Below are 19,082 nucleotides of genomic sequence, written 5' to 3' on the forward strand. Positions count from 1 at the left end.
ATAGAAATGAACAACCAGTTAATTAAAATTAACGAGATTGAATTAGCAAACAACAAACCATTTGTGTTGTTTGGTGGTATGAATGTACTTGAATCACGTGATTTAGCAATGCGTATTGCGGAGCATTATGTTGAAGTAACTTCAAAGCTGAACATCCCATATGTATTTAAAGCCTCTTTTGATAAAGCGAATCGCTCGTCAATTAATTCATATCGTGGTCCAGGTATGGAAGAGGGCTTAAAAATCTTTGAAGAGATTAAATCTACTTTTAATGTGCCACTTATTACTGATGTACACGAACCACATCAAGCAGCACCAGTTGCTGAGGTGGTTGATATTATTCAGTTGCCAGCATTCCTTGCCCGCCAAACTGACCTAGTAGTTGCTATGGCAAAAACAGGTGCCATTATCAATGTGAAAAAACCACAGTTTTTAGCACCGCACGAAATGCGCCATATCATTAAGAAATTTAATGATGCAGGTAATAACAATGTTGCATTATGCGAGCGCGGCACTAGCTTTGGTTATAACAACCTAGTGGTTGATATGCTAGGTATGGATGATATGAAGCCAATGGCACCAGTTATTTTTGATGCTACGCATGCATTGCAACGCCCAGGTGGTCGTGCTGACTCGGCGGATGGGCGTCGCGCTCAGGCGGCAGAGCTTGCGCGTAGTGGCATGGCACTAGGCCTTGCGGGTCTTTTCATTGAAGCGCACCCTAACCCAAATGAAGCAAAATGTGATGGCCCTTGTGCACTTGCATTAAGTAAGCTAGAAGGCTACTTAACACAAATGAAAGCTGTGGATGAGCTTATTAAAAGCTTTGCACCATTAGATACCAGTGCCAATGACTTGTAATATTTAATTAGTTGATGAGAAGGCGACTATGGTCGCCTTTTTTTATTTGTGTCGCTATAATCGATGCATAAGAAAAACTAATTCTAAGCTTGGTGTTTATGTCTCGTCGTTTACCTCCATTAAATGCATTAAAAGCATTCGAAGCTGCTGCACGCCACTTAAGCTTCACCAAAGCTGCGGAAGAGCTTTATGTAACCCAAGCTGCCGTTAGTCATCAAATTAAAACCCTTGAAGAACATTTGGGTTTAAAACTCTTCCTGCGTAAAAATCGCTCTTTACTATTAACCGAAGAAGGCCAGGGCTACTTTTTAGATATTAAAGAGATTTTTACTCAACTAATTGATGCTACAGAAAAACTACTAGCAAGAGGAGCTAAAGGCTCTTTAACGGTAAGTTTGACACCAAGTTTTGCAATTCAATGGTTGGTACCAAGGCTTAGTTTATTTAATGAGTTACATCCTGAGATAGATGTACGGATTAAAGCACAGGATCAGGACGAGAATTCTCTGTCGGATGATGTCGATATTGCCATCTACTATGGCCGTGGCCATTGGAGTGGGGTGCAAACTTATAAGCTTCATACTGAATACCTTGTGCCTCTATGTAGCCCTTTGCTGTTAACCGGTCCTAAACCACTTGATCAACCAAGTGACTTGGCGAATCACACATTGCTTCATGATACGACTCGTAAAAATTGGAAAACGTGGATGAAAACGGCGGGTGTGCGTAATGTGCAAGTTAATCAGGGCCCGATCTTTAGTCATTCATCAATGGTTTTACAGGCAGCGGTTCATGGTCAAGGTGTGGCAATAGGTAATAGCGTGCTTGCTAAACCTGATATTGATGCAGGGCGTTTGGTTATTCCATTTAGTCACGCTATGGTCAGTAAAAATGCCTACTATTTAGTTATAAGAGAGTCTCAAACAGAGCTAGGCAAAATAGTTTCATTTAAAGATTGGATGCTGAGTCTAGTTGAACAAGAACAAGAGTATTAACATGTTGCAGTGGTTTAAAAGCACAGGTAATAGAGCCTGTGCACAATTTATATTTGCTCATGGTGCCGGTGCAGGCAGCGATAGCGAGTTTATGCAAACAATGGCGAAGCTCATTAGTCAGCAAGGTATTGATGTGGCGTTATTTGATTTCCAATACATGCAAATTGCCAAAGAGACTGGCAAACGCAGACCGCCAGATCGAGCCCCCAAGCTGCTTGCATATTTTGCAGAAGTTTTAGCTGAGCGTCAGTCTGAATTGCCGCTATTTATTGGCGGCAAATCGATGGGGGGCAGAATGGCTTCAATGTTGTGTACTGAACAGAACATTCCAAAAGTCGCTGGTGTTGTGGCTTTTGGGTATCCGTTTCACCCACCGGGTAAACCTGAAAAACGTCGCACAGACCATTTTGCAGATGTACCATGTCCGTTTTTAGTGCTGCAGGGGGAGCGAGACACGTTTGGTAACCAGCAAGAACTCGCTGAGCTTGAAGTGGTTAACCCGCCAGAAATCAAATTTCTCAAAGATGGCGACCACTCATTAAAGCCACGTAAAAAAAGTGGTATTACAGAACAAGAAAACTTACAACTAGCTGCGGATTATGCAGCACAGTTTATTATGAATTTAGTGGCAGGAGATGAGCAATGATCAAACTCTATTTAATGATTGGCAGCTTATTTTGCATGCTTTCGGTGATGCTTGGTGCCTTTGCTGCGCATGGTTTAAAAAGCCGTGTTTCAGAATACGCAACTGGGATTTTTAAAACGGCTGCTGAGTATCAAATGGTCCATGGTCTTGCTTTAATTGCCATTGCGATATTAATAAAGTGGGGCATCAACTTAAATTGGGCTGGTGGCTTTTTTATCGCGGGTACAGTGTTATTTAGCGGTAGTTTGTATTTACTCGCATTAACGGGCATGAAATGGCTGGGCCCTATCACCCCGATTGGCGGCGTTTGTTTTATTATTGGTTGGGCTATTTTGTTAGTTCAAGCCGCACGATATAAGTTTTAAGGGTTATCTATGTCGAGTGTAGTTATTTATTGTCGCAGTGGTTTTGAAAATGATGCCGCTGCTGAAATTACTTTTCAAGCTGCTGAACAAGGATTTGCAGGTTACGTAAAAACGAAACCAAATACAGGGATTGTTGTTTACGAATGTTTTGATGCGAGCCACGGCGATGAAATCATTAAAAAAGTAGATTTCAAAAATATGGTTTTCGCGCGTCAATGGTTTACTGGCATCTTAGTGGATAATATGCCACTTGAAGATCGTGTTAGTGCCATTGTTGATGCTGCCGTTGATTTTCCTGAATGTGGAGACTTACGCGTAGAAACACCCGATACCAATGAGGGGAAAGAGCTATCTAAATTTTGTAAGAAGATATCTACTCCCCTTAAAAAAACACTTGAAAAGCGCTCGAAGGTGACACGCCAGTTGGCAGATAAAAAGCCCGTTATGCATGTTGCGTTTTTAACAAATGATTCTGCTTACGTTGGTTATTCATATACATTCAATAACTCGCCCTTTTTTATGGGGATACCACGTTTACGTATGCCAAGTGATGCACCAAGCCGTTCTACACTCAAGTTAGATGAAGCGTTTAATGTATTTATTCCACCTCATGAAGCTGAGGATCGTGTGCAAGCGGGGATGCGAGGTGTTGATTTAGGTGCTTGCCCAGGTGGTTGGACTTATCAATTGGTACGTCGCGGCATGTTTGTGAGTGCTATCGATAATGGGCCAATGAATGATGAACTAATGGAAACGGGACAAGTTAAGCATTTCCGTGTTGATGGTTTTAAGTATCGTCCCGAAAAGCGGAACATTAGCTGGTTAGTTTGCGATATGGTGGAAAAGCCAGTAAAAGTTACTAATCTTATGATTGATTGGGCGGTAAATGCCTACGCAAAAGAGCTTATTTTTAATCTGAAATTACCAATGAAAAAGCGCTTTGACAGTGTCTATGAATGCTTGAAGTTGATTAAAGAAGAGCTTGAAAAATACGGCGTAAGTTATGAACTCCAAGCGAAGCATCTGTATCATGATCGTGAAGAAGTGACTGTACATTTAAATGTCATTAAGGTGCCGCAAAGCTTATACAGTTAAAGAGAGGACAGAAAATGGGTAATAAACGATTAACGCTCTGCTTGTATGCTTTATTTCCCATTTTCTTAACAGCCTGTGGCGGCGGCGGCGGCGGTGATAGTGATACGCCAACTACCCCAGCTCCCACAACCAATCAATCTCCTCAGGTTTCAATTTCGGGAGAGCAAAACCTCCAAGAAGGGCAAATAAGTTCCCTTAGCGCAACAGCCATAGACTCAGATGGCACTATTGCAAATTACAGCTGGTCACAAACACAAGGGCCAACCAGCATTTTCACTTTTAACGCTGCTGTACTTAACTTTACTGTGCCAGATGTTGAAAGTGATACGACGATTACTTTTCAGGTGATGGTAACTGATAATGATGGGGCCTCGGCCTCGGCAAATTATACGATTAATATTCAAAATGATACCAATGCGGCACCTATAATTAGTAGTGAACCGATAGCTGATATTACTGAATTGAGTGAAGCATCAATCCAAGTAAGTGCTGTAGATAGTGATGGCAGTATTGTATCGATTGAATGGCAGCAGCTGCGTGGCCCTGTTATTAACTTTACACAAAATGGCCAGATAATCAATTTTACAGCACCAGAAGTACCAAGCACGAGTGAAGTGGAGTTTTTAGTTACAGCAACGGATGACAGGGGAGCATCGTCTGAGCTGCCGATCACTTTTATGATTGTGAATGTTAATAAAGCACCAATCCTTAACGATATTAACTTTGTCTCAGAGTTTAACCAAAGCAGTGAGTTCACACTTAACGTACAAGATCCAGATAATGACGAGCTGACGGTGAGTTTTGCATCAGACCTTGATGGTGCTACGATAACAGTTGTTGATGCAGCGAGTTTTACTTACCAATATACACCTGCGATTAACCGTATTTCGCAGGCACCCATTAGCGTGAGTGTGTCGGATGGCATTGCCACGACACAAGCAACGATCAATGTAGCAATTATAGATAGCACTGCTGCGACAATTATCAATGTTAATCCGCAAAATAACAGCCAAGCTGTGAGCGTAAACGCAAGTTTATCGATTGATTTTTCTGATGTGATGAAAACCAGCAGCTTATCAGTGAATGAAACGGCAGGGGGGTGTGTAGGCTCGTTGCAATTATCGGATGATGATTTTAGTTCTTGCTTGGCAATTTCCTCTTTGAATTTGTCCGGTCCAGAGTCAGATACCAATACCTATTTTAATGGCGTGACGTTTTCACCAGCACTACAGCAAAATAGAACGTATAAATTGCGAGTAACAGAAGATTTAGTCAATTTTGATGATACTGCCATCAATGCGCAAGAAATAACTGAATTTAGCACTGGCAGTGGTGACTTAGTAATTACGGAGGTGGTTGCAATTCGCTTTGGAACCGATGCTCCTTGGTTTGAAGTCTACAATGGCACTGGCAGTGACATCAATTTAGCCGATTATAAGGTTAGAACAAAGAGCCGAAATTCGAGTGATGGAAGTATAACCTCATCAACCATTTTTAACCTACCTAATCAATTAATAGAGGTTGGTGAGTATGCGATTATCCATAGTCGCTTTGGCGACGAACTTTTCTATGATGCAGCAGAGCAAAATAAATACATCGCATTTATTGGTGAAGCGGGCTCTACGATTCGCCCATATTGGTTTGTGAATGGTTTTATTGAACTTCTTTCGGGTGATGAAACAACCACCATCGATTTTGTCAGATTTGGCAATGATACCACAGAGCCTACTTCGCCAGCGCATTGGTCAACTGGCGCAGCCCCAAGTATAAATAATATAACAGGCTCAAGTATTAAGCGTGATAAAGACAGTACCGATACAGATACCCCTTCAGATTGGATTTATAGCCTCTTCACAACACCTGCTGGTGCTAATGATTTAACCTGTGAAGACGACCTTGATCAAGACGGTATACCCGATTGCGCGGAGCTGCCTGGCTCAAGCTTTGCGGGACTTCCACTATATGATTGGGGAGCGAGAGTTAATCAAAAAGATCTTTTTGTTGAAGTAGACTATATGGACAGTAGTGATGCAGGCATTATTCCGCAAAGGATAGCCCTTGAAAAAGTTATCTCGTCATTTGCTGCTGAGAATATTGTTGTTCACTTTGATGTTGGGGACTTGTATCACCAAGCAACAGGTATGTCAGTTGAAAATTATGATTTAGGTGGCGGTGAACAAGTTATATTCCGCCCCTATACGCCTTATAATTTCAATGCAGGTGTAGAAGGTTTGTTCCATTATAAAATGGCTAATTTTGATATGCGCCGCAAACCGATTTTTCATTATATGTTGATGGCAAGTAGCCTTAATGAGGATGGAAGTGTTGGTCCTGCGGGGCTGGCTGAAGTAAATGGCAACGATTTAATGATAACATTTGGTAACTGGGGCCTATCACTTGATAATGAAGCTTCACGTAATCTGACTTACAACTATCAAGCTTCAACGATAATGCATGAACTCGGACATAACCTTGGTTTAGAGCATGGTGGCAATAACAGTATTAACTACAAGCCAAACCATTTAAGTATTATGAACTACTTATACCAACTTCGGGGCTTGCCAACCATCGGCAATAACGAAGGAGATCGCTACTACTCAAGCCGATACAGAACAAACCCAAATTGTGGTGTAGAAACGTCTGAGTTGGTAAACGGTCCATTGGGTTCACCTGAGAGTTTTGTTATGTCTTTTTCGCATGGTTTAGGTGCACCTTTGGATGAAACCTCCATCGAGGAAGCAAATGGTTTGGGTTACCCAGGCTCTGTTGCTGTCGATTATAATTGTAATCTTAACCTGACAGAAACACTTAGTCAGGATACCAATGACGATGCAAGCACGAGTGTATTAAACGATGTTGATGAGTGGTCATTAATAGATCTTCGTTTTTACAGTTATTTTTCTGGTAATCGATTTGGTTTAGATTTCACAGAGTTAAACACTGTGAATAACGCAAACACATCTATTCGTCAGCGGATTATTAAAGAAGAAGCGCCGCCATTATTTATACTCGATGAAATTCAAGCTGTGCGAAAAGCGGCTGCTGAGCAATGAAGAGGCTAATTTTTGCAATTATCTTGGTGAGTTTGCAAGCGTGTGGTCCTGCAAATAATTCGCACTGGCAGATGACAACACGCTTGAATTATAACGGTTATCCAGTTAACTGGCAGGCTGAGCGTATTAAAGGTTGTGATACGTGTGAGATAAAAAAAGAGCGACTCTACGAGCCTGACGGTGTTACAGAGCTAAGTACTATCTATCAGCAAGGACAGTGGCGAGCGCAGAACAGAAAAGCCCATAAAGCGAGACTCGTTTTTGAAATGGGGGCCCAATTTTTGTTGGTTCGTAGTCGAGAAGATGGCTTAATACAGTTAGAAAATAAGCACGCCGACATTAAAATTATCACTAAGCTTGAGCAGCCTTTTGAGGTGACTATGGGGCGGAGTCGTTATGAGGCAGTAATAACAAAGTTTGAAGAGCCACGGGCTGATTTTGCGCTGTCAGAGCCTTTATCTGTAAAGTTGCATTACAGTGTTTTAAAAAGCCAGTAGGTTTAATACCCACTGGCTTTTTAATGCGGATTAATGGCGATATTTGCTGCGGTAATTTTCCACCCACAAGCGCGTGCCACCGCACACAGCGACAGGCATAACAATTAAGTTAACAAAAGGAATGGCGGTCAGAATCATGACCGCTAAGCCAAAGCCGTAAGAGAGTGTTTGCTTTTCTTTTAAATCATCCTTCATCTCTTTAAAGCTTACTTTATGATTGTCGAATGCATAATCTTCGTACTGAACCGCGTACATCCAGCAAGTAAAAAGTATCCAAAGCAATTGGCCGATAACAGGTAAAAGCCATAGTAAAATGAAAAACCCTATCGCTCTTGGTAGATAATAGCAAAGCTTTGTCCATTCTCGGCCAAGCATGCGTGGCACATCTTTCATGGTATCTAAAATGCCATCATCATTGACTTTTTGACCCGTTAAATACAGCTCGACTTTTTCACTGAGTACACCATTAAATGGCGCAGCAATAAAGTTAGTAATCACGGTAAAGAGCATGCTGTAACTAAATAAAATAACCAATACGGCAATCGGCCACATTAACCACTCTAACCAACTTAGCCATTCTGGAAGTAGTGAATTCATATAAGCGAAGCCGTCAGTTAGCCAGCCATATAAAAAAAATAATGAACTACCAAAGAGCACAATATTGATTAATAAAGGAATAAGTACAAAACGTTTTAGCCCTTTTTGGCTAATAAGTTTAAAGCCAGAAAAAAAGTATTCCATACCTTGAGTAAACTGCACGAGATAACCTCACATAATTACTTATTGTCAGCAGTATAAGATTTTCAACGTGTTTGAACAGCTCTTTTCCGTAACAAAGTGTTTTTAAGTTATGCTGTGTTGAACTAAGCGGTACGGTGCGGGGTCTGAAAGTACCTATAAAAACGAATAATGAAAACAGCACTAGAGGATCCGCTGAGGATCCTATACTATTGTTAACATAATTAACAAAAACGACATCTTGAAAATGGGAGTTTTATGCAGTTAGTCGATTTAAATCCACATGATCCTGACGTAGTAAACGTGTTTTCCGATATAGACCGACTTATAAACTCTTTATATCCAGTCGCCACAGCTCAATCGTTAAGCGTTGAAGAGCTCGCTGAGCCAAATGTATATGCGATAGGGTTAAAAAATGATGATGGTATTGTGGCGTGTGGCGCAATTGTGATGCAAGAGGGAAATCCGCCATATGGTGAGATTCGTCGTTTATACGTAAAACCAAGCTATCGAGGAAAGGGCTTATCCCGCCGTATTATGCAAATTTTATTGCATCATGCCGGTGAGCAACAAATTCCACTTATTCGACTTGAAACAGGCCCTAAACAAACAGAATCAATTAATTTGTATGAAAACTTAGGCTTTAGTCGATGTGGTCCATTTGGTAATTACAGCGAAAATCCACAAAGTTTATTTATGGAATTAGGCCTTAATCAATAATTCTTTACTGCTACTTATCATTTTAACCCACTGCTAAGGCTTACCTTAAGTGGGTTTGCCATTTAATTTACACATCAAAAATCACTCGTTACGAGTAAAAATTCTTGTTGGACTTGAATCACTATTTTTCTTTTAATGCGCGGCAACAACCCTTGCCGATTTCGGCACTACTAAAATAAAAGAGAAAGATAGATGAAAGAGACAACATCACTAGAACAAGCTCGCACGAGTTACAATGTTCGTCATTGGAGCCAAGGTTTCTTTGGTATTAATGATCAAGGTGATGTGTATGTTGCGCCAAAGGCCCATGCCCCAGAGCAAACCATTGCACTAATCGATATCGCACAGCAATTACAAGACAAAGGCTTAAGCTTGCCTGCGCTGGTTCGTTTTCCACAAATTTTACATCATCGTGTACATAGCTTATGCCAGGCATTTAACACGGCAATTGAAAATTATGGTTATCCGAAAGACTATTTGCTTGTTTACCCAATTAAAGTAAACCAACAGCGTGAAGTTGTTGAAGAAATTGTTGCAAGCCAAGCTGATATTGAAAAGAAACAATTGGGCTTAGAAGCGGGCAGTAAACCTGAGCTATTAACTGTATTAGCAATGGCTGAAAAAACCAGTGCGGTGATTGTATGTAATGGCTACAAAGACCAAGAATACATTCGCTTAGCACTGATTGGCGAAAAGCTAGGCCACAAGGTTTACATTGTTCTTGAAAAACTGTCTGAGCTTGACATGGTGCTTAGCCAAGCAAAAGAGTTAAACGTAAAACCGCGCATTGGTATTCGCGTACGTTTAGCGTCGCAAGGTAAGGGCAAGTGGCAAGCAAGTGGTGGCGAAAAATCAAAATTTGGCTTATCGGCATCGCAAGTATTGAGTGTAGTTAATCGCTTAAAAGCGTCTGATCAACTCGATTTGATCCAGCTTGTACACTTTCACCTTGGCTCGCAAATGGCCAACATCCGCGATGTCCGCTTAGGTGTCAGTGAAGCTGCGCGTTTTTACTGTGAGTTACGTAAATTAGGCGCACAAATTGATTGCTTAGATGTGGGTGGTGGTTTAGCAGTAGATTATGACGGTACACGCAGCCAGTCTCATAACTCAATGAACTACAGCCTAAGTGAATACGCTAATAACATCGTATACACCATTGGTGATACCTGTAAGTTATATGAGCAGCCAATGCCACGCATTATTTCTGAATCAGGTCGGGCGTTAACAGCGCACCATGCTGTATTGATTTCGAATGTGATTGGCACTGAAAGCTATGTACCAGAAGACATTCAAGCGCCAGCCGCTGATGCACCTCTGTTATTAAAAAATATGTGGACATCATGGCAGCAGTTAAGTGATGACAATGACGACCGTGCATTAATTGAAATTTATCACGATAGCCAAGGCGATTTAGCCGAAGCACATAATCAGTTTGCACTTGGTTTACTTGATTTAACAGAGCGAGCATGGGCGGAGCAAGTTAACTTACGTGTATGTTATGAACTTAACAAACATATGGATAACAAAAACCGTTTTCATCGCCCGATTATTGATGAATTAAATGCGCGTTTAGCAGATAAGTTTTTTGTGAACTTTTCACTGTTTCAGTCATTACCGGATGCATGGGGTATTGACCAAGTGTTTCCTGTTCTACCATTAAGTGGTTTAACGCAAGCACCACAGAAACGCGCCGTGTTACTTGATATTACTTGCGACTCAGACGGTGCGATGGAGCACTATGTAGACGGTCAAGGCATTGAAAGCACATTACCTGTGCCAGCATTTAGCGAAGAAAAACCTTATTTAATGGGCTTTTTCTTAGTCGGTGCTTACCAAGAAATTTTAGGAGATATGCACAACCTATTTGGTGACACACACAGTGCAATTATAAAAATGGATGAGCAAGGTCAGGCGCAAATCACTGAAATTAACGAAGGTGATACCGTTGCAGACATGATGCGTTACGTACATTTAGATGTAGAAAGCTTCCAGCAATCTTACGCCCAGCTGGTGGCGGCAAAATTGCCAGAAACAGAGCAGCAAAGCGTATTAGATGAGCTGCAAACTGGCTTAAATGGTTACACTTATTTAGAAGAGTTATAAGCAATGTCGACATTGTTTGACCACACAGATCATTCGTTATACTCAAACGGCATGACGTTTTTACGTCAGCCGATGGTGCAAAACATCACAGCAATCGATGCGGATGTGGTGGTGTTAGGTTTACCATTTGATTTGGCAACCTCAGGTCGTCCAGGTGCACGTTTAGGGCCAGATGCAATTCGCCGTGCCTCAGTGCACCTCGCATGGGAAGAAACCAAGTACCCGTGGACGTTCCCGTTGTTCGAGCGTTTGAAATTAGCAGATGCCGGTGATTTTACTTACCCAGTAGGCGACCCAGAGTATTTTACCGCGCAATTAGAATTAGCGGCTGAGCAAATTCTTCGCCAAGGTAAAACATTATTGGGTTTAGGTGGCGACCACTTTGTGACTTTGCCACTACTACGTGCCCATGCTAAGCAACACGGTAAAATGGCATTAGTTCATTTTGACGCGCATACAGACACTTACAGCAATGGCTCACGTTATGATCACGGCACCATGTTTTATCATGCGCCGATGGAAGGATTGATTGATGTTGATCACAGCATTCAAATCGGTATTCGTACTGATTTTGATCAGAGCAAACACGAGTTTGCGGTGATTGATGCAATGGCAGCCAATGATTTACCTGTACAAGATATCGCAGAGCAAATCAAAGCACGCGTGGGTGACTTACCTGTGTATTTAACCTTTGATATTGACTGCCTTGATCCAGCATTCGCGCCAGGGACAGGTACACCAGTGTGTGGTGGCTTAACCAGCGATAAAGTACTTAAAGTACTTCGTGCATTGAAAGGCATTAATATGGTCGGTATGGATGTAGTTGAAGTATCACCATCGTATGATCAAAGTGAACTTACAGCGATTGCTGCAGCGACCATTGCCAATGAGCTATTACACTTATGGGCTTTAAAGCATAAATACTAAATGAGAGAGACAAAGAGCGCCATTAGGCGCTCTTTTTTTATATTGGATGAAGCAATTAAGCGCTTCGTACATCAACCTTGAGTTTAAGCTTTTGCCCAGGTTGAATGTATTTTTGCCCTGCTAATGAGTTCCATTTAACAATATCTTCTACAGACACATTAAACTTGGCAGCAATGCGTGCTAACGAATCACCGCGACGCACTTTATAGGTAATGGTGCGCTCTTTGATTTGTGTAGTAGCAAGTTGTGATTTTTCCTGTTTATACACAGTGAGCTTTTGACCAACACGCAATACAGCGTCTTTTTTCAGTTTATTCCATGTTGCAAGCTCTGCAATGGTCACATCGTACTCGCGGCTGATATCCCATAAGGTATCGCCACTGGCGACTTTATGGCTAAGTTTTTTACGTGTCGCTTTATTCGCAGCCATTCGCACAGACTTAGGTAAGTGCTGACTATTGATTTCACCGTCACTGAGTGGCACAAGTAACTGCTGGCCAACACGAATAGTATTTGATGAAAGTTTATTCAGCGTTTTTATCGCGCTTGCGCTCGTTGAAAACTTTTTCGCTATCACTGATAAACTATCACCACGGGCAACCACATATTGCTGCCAACGTAGGCGATCTTTTTGCTCTGTTTTTGCTAGTTTCTCAGTAAAAGACTCAACTTTATCTGATGGCAGTAATAAAAAGTGTGGACCGTTTGGATCCGTCGCCCAGCGATTAAAGCCTGGGTTTAAGCGGTACAGCTCAGTTAAGCTAATATCAGCCATATCAGCGGCAAGTGCTAAATCAATTTGGCTACCGATATTAACGGCTTCAACTACTTGCGCGTTGATAATCGGTTGCCACTTCACACCAAATTCGTCACTGCGCTTTACAAGATCAGACAGAGCCAAGAGCTTTGGTACATACGACGTGGTTTCTCGTGGCAGGTCTAATGACCAAAAATCTGTGGGTAAGTGTTTTTTGCGGTTCTTTTTAATAGCACGAAGTAAACGACCTTCACCTGAGTTATAGGCGGCAATGGCATTTAACCAATCACCTTCTAAGGTCTTGTGTAAATATGATAAGTAATCAAGCGCTGCACGCGTCGATTGCACAATGTCACGACGACCGTCGTACCACCAGTTTTGTTTTAAATCGAAACGCTCACCGGTTTGTGGCATAAATTGCCAGATACCAGAGGCACTGCGGTGTGAATAACCAAAGGGGTCAAAGGCACTTTCAACAATGGGTAAAAGCGCTATCTCAATTGGCATTTCACGCTTTTCAACTTCTTCCACAATGAAGTAAAGGTATGGCTCTGCGCGTTTTGCAATGCGGTCAAGGTATGCTTGATGACGTGCATAGTAATTACGCTCAGCAACTACAGGACGGTTTTGTGGCACATCAATAGATAGCTGATAACGAATACGTTCCCATACATCGTCAAAAACTGGTGGTGCATCAATATCAGTTAACTGTTGGTATTGTGCGTTGATCATCAATGCATCATTGACATCACTTGGACTGGCACCACCCAGTTGCTGCTCAACATCATTATTAGCAATGTTAGGTTGTGCAGTATCAGAAGTTGTTAGTTGACAACCACTTAAAGCCAGCGCGAGTGTAAAAACTAGAGGAGATCTATACATATATACCCATACATCAGGTAAAAAAACTCGGCGAATATTACCTGCTCTGAGAACATATTGCCACTTTATGACCAGTTTATGTCAGCTTATTGTTGCAAGATGCTGATCTAAATCTATAAAATTGTAACTGAAGTCATGCTTGTTTTTTAAAAATTATCTTTCCAAGCCCTGAGACCTGCAAAGCGTTGCCAAGGTTCATCAAGATTCAAATTATTTTTTAGCTCATTGGGAAGCTCATCAGTGATATTAGGCAAGTGGCTACGTAAGAATGGGTTTATTTGTTTTTCTACACTTAACTTAGTTGGTAAGCTTATTTCACCGTTGGCGCGCAGCGAATCTACTTTATCACTGTAGTTGAGTAGGTATTCATTGTTTGGTTCAACGGCTTTTGCAAAGGCTAAGTTGGCTTGCGTGTATTCATGAGTGCAGTAGATTTTACATTCATCCGGCAGGGCTCTTAATTTACATAAAGAGTGCCACATTTGCTCGGCACTACCTTCAAATAACCGCCCACAACCTGCACTAAACAGCGTATCGCCAGTAAAGCTTAGCTCATCATGTAAGTAACAAATGTGATCCAGAGTGTGGCCAGGAGTTGCAAGTACGGTAAAGGTGTAATTATATACGGTGACTTTATCTGCTTCTAACACACCATGATTAATGCCCTTGAACGGACTGTGCTTAGGACCATAAACGGGAATGCTCGGGTATGCTTTTACCAGCGCAGCCACGCCGTCAGTGTGGTCATAATGGTGGTGGGTAATTAAAATCCCTGCGAGTGTTAAGTTTTGTTCACTTAGATAGTTTAAAACAGGCTCAGCTTGACCTGGGTCAACCACCCATGCTGTTTGTTCACTTTCATTTGTGATACACCAAATATAATTATCAGAAAAGGCTTTAATTGCTTTGACTTGCACCATGTTTAATTGCTCTATAAAGTGACAGTTAAGATACAGTATAACGAGCTCAGAAAATGAAACCAGCCCTTAGTTTTCAAGAAGGTCCTAAGCCTTACTCATGGCAGCAGTTCCCTCATGGTGACTATTTACGTGCTGAAATAGAGCGTAAGCTAGTTCCGTGGCTGCCACGCATGTTCGGTTATCACATGTTAAAGCTTGGTAATTTAAGTGGTGAAATAGCAACCAGTGAAAGCCCTATTAAGCATCAAGTTTGCGTCGCAGAGCAGGGCTTATTTACTGGGGTTATTGCCGATGTGGACGAGTTACCTTTTTATGAGCACAGTGTTGATGCCTGCATATTATCGCACTGCTTAGAATATCATTCTGATCCGCACCATATCTTACGCGAAGCACATCGTACATTGATCCCAGGTGGCTATATTGTGATCACAGGCTTTAACCCGTTTAGCTTGTGTGGGTTGGCGCAGTTATTGCCCTTTAGTCGCCAAAAGCTCCCTTGGACAGGGCGCTTTTTTACGCCGTCTCGTGTAAAAGATTGGCTGAATCTTTTAGGTTTTGAGATTATTTCTGATGAGCGTTTTATCCATTCTTCTCTTGCCAGAGGTAACCGCCTATCGCGCTTTGCTGCGTGGCGCAGTTTTGGACAACAATATTTAAAACCAATGGGCAGTGTTTATATGCTGGTGGCTCGAAAACGTGTGGCTCCGCTTACACCAATAAAACCTAAATGGCATGCAAGGCCCCAATTTTCGCCAGTAAAAGGAGCGGGGCTAAGACAAACATCAAAGCAGCACTGTGAGCGGGATAGCTAAATAGCGCTGTTTACTATCCGCTTTATTTGGGTACTGACCTGCACGAATATTTAATTGAATAGAAGGGTGCAACAGCTTTGGTACGGTCAAGGTTGCATCGCGGCCTTCACGAGTCGCAATAAAGCTTTGCTTATCTCCTTTTAAATGAATATTTTGCTCACGCTGTTCTTTCACTGTAGTTTTGTTCGCAAGGGGGCGACCCTCTGGTTGGTAGTCATGACACATCCAAAGTAGGGTATCGTCAGGTAAGGCTAAAATTCGTTGTAGTGAATCATATAGCTCAGCGGCACTGCCACCTGGGAAGTCGCAGCGGGCTGTGCCGCTGTCTGGCATAAAAAAGGTGTCTCCGACAAATACATTGCCATCAATGTGGTAACACACACTATCAGGGGTGTGGCCAGGCGTGGCAATCACATCTACCGTGTATTCACCTAACCGAAATTGTGCTTTATCAGCAAATAAGGCATCAAAAGGTTCGCCATTGCATGGCATATCTAAATTATAAAGTTGGCTAAAGTGCTTTTGAACTTGTGTGATCCCTTCACCAGTGCCAAGTTTGCATGGATGTGTGTCTTGTAATTGCTGCTTTATATAACTTGCGGCGGTGATATGGTCTGCATGGGCATGAGTTTCAAGTAGCCACTGTAATGTGAGTTGCTCAGTCTTTATGTAGCTGATGATCTCATTGGCTGTAGCAAAACTTAACTCACCACTTGGCATATCAAAATCAGCGGGTGCATCAATCAGCATGCAATCTTTAGTGCTTTCACAACTGACTAAGTAACACAGAGTAGCGCTTTGTAGATGAAAAAAAGAGTGAATGCGCAAAGCCATAAAAAGTCCTTAGTTATATGTTATAGCTAAATCTTATATCATATAACAAAAATATAAAACGGCCTGCGCAAAGTTTATTTTAAGGCATTTTTAATTACCGTCGTAACCTGTGTCTTCAAGTAATTCATTGCTGCCAGCAGCTTCGCGGGCAAGGTCGTCAACAATTTCATTATACTTATTGCCGCTATGGCCTTTTACCCAGCGCCATTCTACGCTGTGCTGTTGGCATGCTGTATCGAGTCGTTTCCATAAATCGACATTCTTCACAGGTTTTTTAGCTGCGGTTTTCCAGCCGCGTTTTTTCCAGTTTTCGACCCATGATTCAATACCTTGTTTTACATATTGACTATCGGTGGTCAGAATGACGTGACAAGGGCGGGTGAGAGTTTCAAGTGCGACTATGGCTGCGAGCATTTCCATCCGATTATTGGTTGTTAAGGTATAGCCTTTACTTAATTGCTTTTCGTGACCATTATATCGCATCACGATGCCATACCCCCCAGGCCCTGGATTACCTAAACATGATCCATCGGTGTAAATCTCTACGGTTTTCTGCACTGTTTTACCTTGATATTGTGTACAATAAAGTGATGATAGAACGATACCAGAGTCAGGCTTAAGACGATATGGCACATAGACAAATAGTTTTAGATACAGAAACCACGGGTATTGACCCAAAACAAGGCCACCGCATTATTGAAATTGGTTGTGTTGAGCTTGTTAATCGCCGCCTAACTGGCAACAACTTTCATGTATACATTAATCCACAACGTGAAATTGAAGAAGAAGCGATTGACGTTCACGGTATTACCAATGAATTTTTGCGTGATAAACCCTTGTACCAACAAATTGCCCATGAGTTTTTAGAGTATATTCGTGGTGCGGAACTTGTGATTCATAACGCAGCGTTCGATATCGGCCATATGGACAATGAGTTTGCATTGTTAAATCAAGGTTTTCCAAATACTGCCGATGTATGTAGTGTACTGGATACTTTGAAAATGGCGCGTGACTTGCACCCAGGTCAAAAGAATAACCTTGATGCACTTTGTCGTCGTTATGATATCGATAACTCAAAACGTACCTTACACGGCGCACTACTGGATTCTGAGATCCTAGCGGATGTTTACTTAGCAATGACAGGGGGTCAAGTTAAGTTAAATTTAAATCAGAATAAAGATGAAGGGTCTGAGCAACAAACTGGAGGGATTCGACGTTTAAGTGCTGACAGAGCCCCTTTAGTTGTATTAAAAGCTACAGAGCAAGAGCATGCCGCTCATGAACAGCGTTTAGACTTGGTCGCTAAAGGCGGTGAGTGTTTATGGCGGGCAGAATAGGGTAATAAAATGAAAAAACAATTTCTAGCGGGATTGCTATGTGTACTGCCCCTAATGGGCATAAGCGCGGAACAAGATAAAATTACGCCACTTGAACGAGATGGGATTCAAAATGAGATCCCCCTGCTAGAAAATCGTTTTCGCATTGATCATAAAGTCGAAAAGATTACTTTACTCTTCTTTCGTAAAAGAGGAACCCCTGCAGTTGTCTTAGTTAGGCCTGATGGTAGTAAGTACCACGTTAACGAATCATTGAACAATGATGATTTGGAGTGGCATGATGAGATGACCTATGACCTAATCACCATTTCAAAACCAATGCCAGGACCTTGGCAGGTTGTTGGTAGTATTTTACCTGATAGTCGTATTATTGTGTTGGGGGAAATTGAATTAAGCGTTGATCCTCTTCCTCCGATGCTGTTTCGTGGTGAAACAATAAAACTGACAGGACGTGTACTCAATGATGGCGAGCCAATAGAAGTCGGGCAATTCAGGGATGTTATTAGCCTGCACGTCGATTTTGTAAGTACAAATAATAGTGACTATGCAAACTTTGGAGCGGGGACGCAAAGTATAACCGACTTTAAAGATGATGGACGCGGCTTTGATGAGCGGCCTCTTGATGGCGTCTTTACGGGTGAATTTCAGTTATCTTTCCCGGCTGGAGAATGGCAACCAGAACTATATATAGAAACACCTATTTTTAAACGTACCGTAGTACAGAAACCTATTGTTATTCATGAACCGCCATTTAGCTACGACATTGCGCTTGCTGAGCAAGAAACGGATGACCATTTGCTCACTATAACCCTCAATCCTGAGCTAATTAAACCTGAAACGGTATTGCTTCAAGGAAAAATCTATTACCCAAATAATGAAGAGCAGATGTTCTCAATGGACGCAAAGCCGTCTCAAACTCGACAGCTCACGATTAAAAATTATGACTGGGGGCGATACAGTGTTGAGCTATCAGTATTTGGTAGCAATATAAATGATCGAGAATTTATGGCTACATTGCCCACCTATAAATTTGAGATTGATAGGCCAATTGAAGTTGTACCAGAAATTGTTCGCCCTGAAATTGATTTAGAAGCACAAGCAGAGCAACAACGAATCCTCGAAGAAGAACAAAGAGCATCAACGATGTTGATGCTAACGTTAATTGTTGTTGGAAATTTAACCGTCTTGTTGTTAGGCTGGCTAGCAATTCGAGTTTTTGTACAAAAGAAACCGCTTAAATTTAAATTTTCTTTACCATTTTTAAAGAAAAAAAACCAAACGAGTAATGACGAACAGGCAGCCGGTGAAAAAGAAGTTGGCAAAAATGGCTCAAAAAATGATAAATCAGGTGAAATTTTAAACCTTTCGATGTCAGATGACTAAAAAACCTGTAAAAAAACAAAAAAGCCCTTGACGAACCAGAGGGTGATTCGTATTATTCACGCCGCTGTCAGGGGAGACTCTCTCAGCAACGAAAATGTGGAGTGGTAGTTCAGTTGGTTAGAATACCGGCCTGTCACGCCGGGGGTCGCGGGTT

The 19,082-nt window shown here is 41.8% G+C and carries 18 protein-coding genes; 13 read left to right on the top strand and 5 right to left on the bottom strand.

Going from position 1 to position 19,082, the window contains the following annotated elements; all coding sequences use genetic code 11:
• Positions 1-6: 6 nt before the first annotated feature.
• The 7 genes from kdsA to PAARA_RS19700 all read left to right on the top strand — a co-directional run bounded on the left by kdsA (position 7) and on the right by PAARA_RS19700 (position 7,512).
• A complete protein-coding gene (kdsA, locus tag PAARA_RS19670) occupies positions 7-861 on the top strand; it encodes a 3-deoxy-8-phosphooctulonate synthase (RefSeq protein WP_062570674.1) in 855 nt (284 codons plus the stop codon).
• 98 nt (positions 862-959) lie between these two features.
• Positions 960-1,856, top strand: a complete 897-nt coding sequence (locus tag PAARA_RS19675) for a transcriptional regulator GcvA (protein ID WP_062570675.1) — start codon at positions 960-962, stop codon at positions 1,854-1,856.
• Position 1,857: 1 nt separating this feature from the next.
• Positions 1,858-2,502, top strand: coding sequence for an alpha/beta family hydrolase (locus PAARA_RS19680; protein WP_062570676.1), 645 nt, complete (start codon positions 1,858-1,860; stop codon positions 2,500-2,502).
• Positions 2,499-2,867 carry a DUF423 domain-containing protein gene (locus tag PAARA_RS19685; protein WP_062570677.1) on the top strand — a complete coding sequence of 123 codons (369 nt, stop codon included), beginning with the start codon at positions 2,499-2,501 and terminating at the stop codon, positions 2,865-2,867. Before PAARA_RS19680 ends, PAARA_RS19685 begins: the two co-directional genes overlap by 4 nt.
• 9 nt (positions 2,868-2,876) lie before the next feature.
• On the top strand, positions 2,877-3,962 hold the full coding sequence (gene rlmM, locus PAARA_RS19690; RefSeq protein ID WP_062570678.1) for a 23S rRNA (cytidine(2498)-2'-O)-methyltransferase RlmM: 1,086 nt from the start codon (positions 2,877-2,879) through the stop codon (positions 3,960-3,962).
• 14 nt (positions 3,963-3,976) lie between these two features.
• Positions 3,977-7,015: a PKD domain-containing protein gene (locus tag PAARA_RS19695; RefSeq protein WP_062570679.1), complete on the top strand. Its 3,039-nt coding sequence runs from the start codon at positions 3,977-3,979 to the stop codon at positions 7,013-7,015.
• Complete coding sequence (locus tag PAARA_RS19700) at positions 7,012-7,512, top strand: hypothetical protein (RefSeq protein WP_062570680.1); 501 nt, start codon at positions 7,012-7,014, stop codon at positions 7,510-7,512. The genes PAARA_RS19695 and PAARA_RS19700 overlap by 4 nt, the downstream gene beginning before the upstream one ends.
• A 30-nt stretch (positions 7,513-7,542) precedes the next feature.
• Here the strand turns inward: PAARA_RS19700 and cysZ are convergent, their stop codons facing one another.
• Positions 7,543-8,253 (bottom strand): sulfate transporter CysZ, encoded by a 711-nt coding sequence (gene cysZ, locus PAARA_RS19705; protein ID WP_193988942.1) that lies wholly within the window; start codon positions 8,251-8,253, stop codon positions 7,543-7,545.
• 255 nt (positions 8,254-8,508) lie between these two features.
• Between cysZ and PAARA_RS19710 the strand changes: the two genes are divergently transcribed.
• The 3 genes from PAARA_RS19710 (at position 8,509) to speB (ending at position 12,003) form a co-directional block, all read left to right on the top strand.
• The gene (locus PAARA_RS19710; RefSeq protein ID WP_062570682.1) at positions 8,509-8,970 is read left to right on the top strand and encodes a GNAT family N-acetyltransferase; all 462 of its coding nucleotides are present in this window, start codon (positions 8,509-8,511) and stop codon (positions 8,968-8,970) included.
• 192 nt (positions 8,971-9,162) lie between these two features.
• On the top strand, positions 9,163-11,076 hold the full coding sequence (speA, locus tag PAARA_RS19715) for a biosynthetic arginine decarboxylase (protein WP_062570683.1): 1,914 nt from the start codon (positions 9,163-9,165) through the stop codon (positions 11,074-11,076).
• A 3-nt stretch (positions 11,077-11,079) separates the two neighbouring features.
• Positions 11,080-12,003: an agmatinase gene (gene speB / locus PAARA_RS19720; RefSeq protein ID WP_062570684.1), complete on the top strand. Its 924-nt coding sequence runs from the start codon at positions 11,080-11,082 to the stop codon at positions 12,001-12,003.
• A gap of 55 nt (positions 12,004-12,058) precedes the next feature.
• Here speB and PAARA_RS19725 read toward each other — a convergent pair whose 3' ends face one another.
• Together PAARA_RS19725 and gloB are read right to left on the bottom strand one after the other, a co-directional pair.
• On the bottom strand, positions 12,059-13,642 hold the full coding sequence (locus PAARA_RS19725; protein WP_062570685.1) for a LysM peptidoglycan-binding domain-containing protein: 1,584 nt from the start codon (positions 13,640-13,642) through the stop codon (positions 12,059-12,061).
• Between the two features lie 146 nt (positions 13,643-13,788).
• Positions 13,789-14,562, bottom strand: a complete 774-nt coding sequence (gloB, locus tag PAARA_RS19730) for a hydroxyacylglutathione hydrolase (RefSeq protein ID WP_062570686.1) — start codon at positions 14,560-14,562, stop codon at positions 13,789-13,791.
• Positions 14,563-14,615: 53 nt separating this feature from the next.
• On the opposite strand from gloB, the gene PAARA_RS19735 reads away from it, so the two are divergent.
• Positions 14,616-15,374, top strand: coding sequence for a class I SAM-dependent methyltransferase (locus tag PAARA_RS19735; protein WP_062570687.1), 759 nt, complete (start codon positions 14,616-14,618; stop codon positions 15,372-15,374).
• On the opposite strand, the gene PAARA_RS19740 is transcribed toward PAARA_RS19735, so the two are convergent.
• A complete protein-coding gene (locus PAARA_RS19740; protein ID WP_062570688.1) occupies positions 15,345-16,208 on the bottom strand; it encodes an MBL fold metallo-hydrolase in 864 nt (287 codons plus the stop codon). The genes PAARA_RS19735 and PAARA_RS19740 overlap by 30 nt on opposite strands.
• Before the next feature lie 90 nt (positions 16,209-16,298).
• Positions 16,299-16,766 carry a ribonuclease HI gene (gene rnhA, locus PAARA_RS19745; RefSeq protein WP_062570689.1) on the bottom strand — a complete coding sequence of 156 codons (468 nt, stop codon included), beginning with the start codon at positions 16,764-16,766 and terminating at the stop codon, positions 16,299-16,301.
• A 68-nt stretch (positions 16,767-16,834) separates the two neighbouring features.
• Here rnhA and dnaQ point away from each other — a divergent pair, with 68 nt between their 5' ends.
• Entirely contained in the window at positions 16,835-17,545 is a 711-nt protein-coding gene (dnaQ, locus tag PAARA_RS19750) for a DNA polymerase III subunit epsilon (RefSeq protein ID WP_062570690.1), read from the top strand.
• Between the two features lie 9 nt (positions 17,546-17,554).
• Positions 17,555-18,928, top strand: a complete 1,374-nt coding sequence (locus PAARA_RS19755; protein WP_062570691.1) for a TIGR03503 family protein — start codon at positions 17,555-17,557, stop codon at positions 18,926-18,928.
• Positions 18,929-19,082 lie beyond the last annotated feature (154 nt).

The organism is Pseudoalteromonas arabiensis (assembly GCF_001550155.1).
Classification (GTDB): Bacteria; Pseudomonadota; Gammaproteobacteria; order Enterobacterales; family Alteromonadaceae; genus Pseudoalteromonas; species Pseudoalteromonas arabiensis.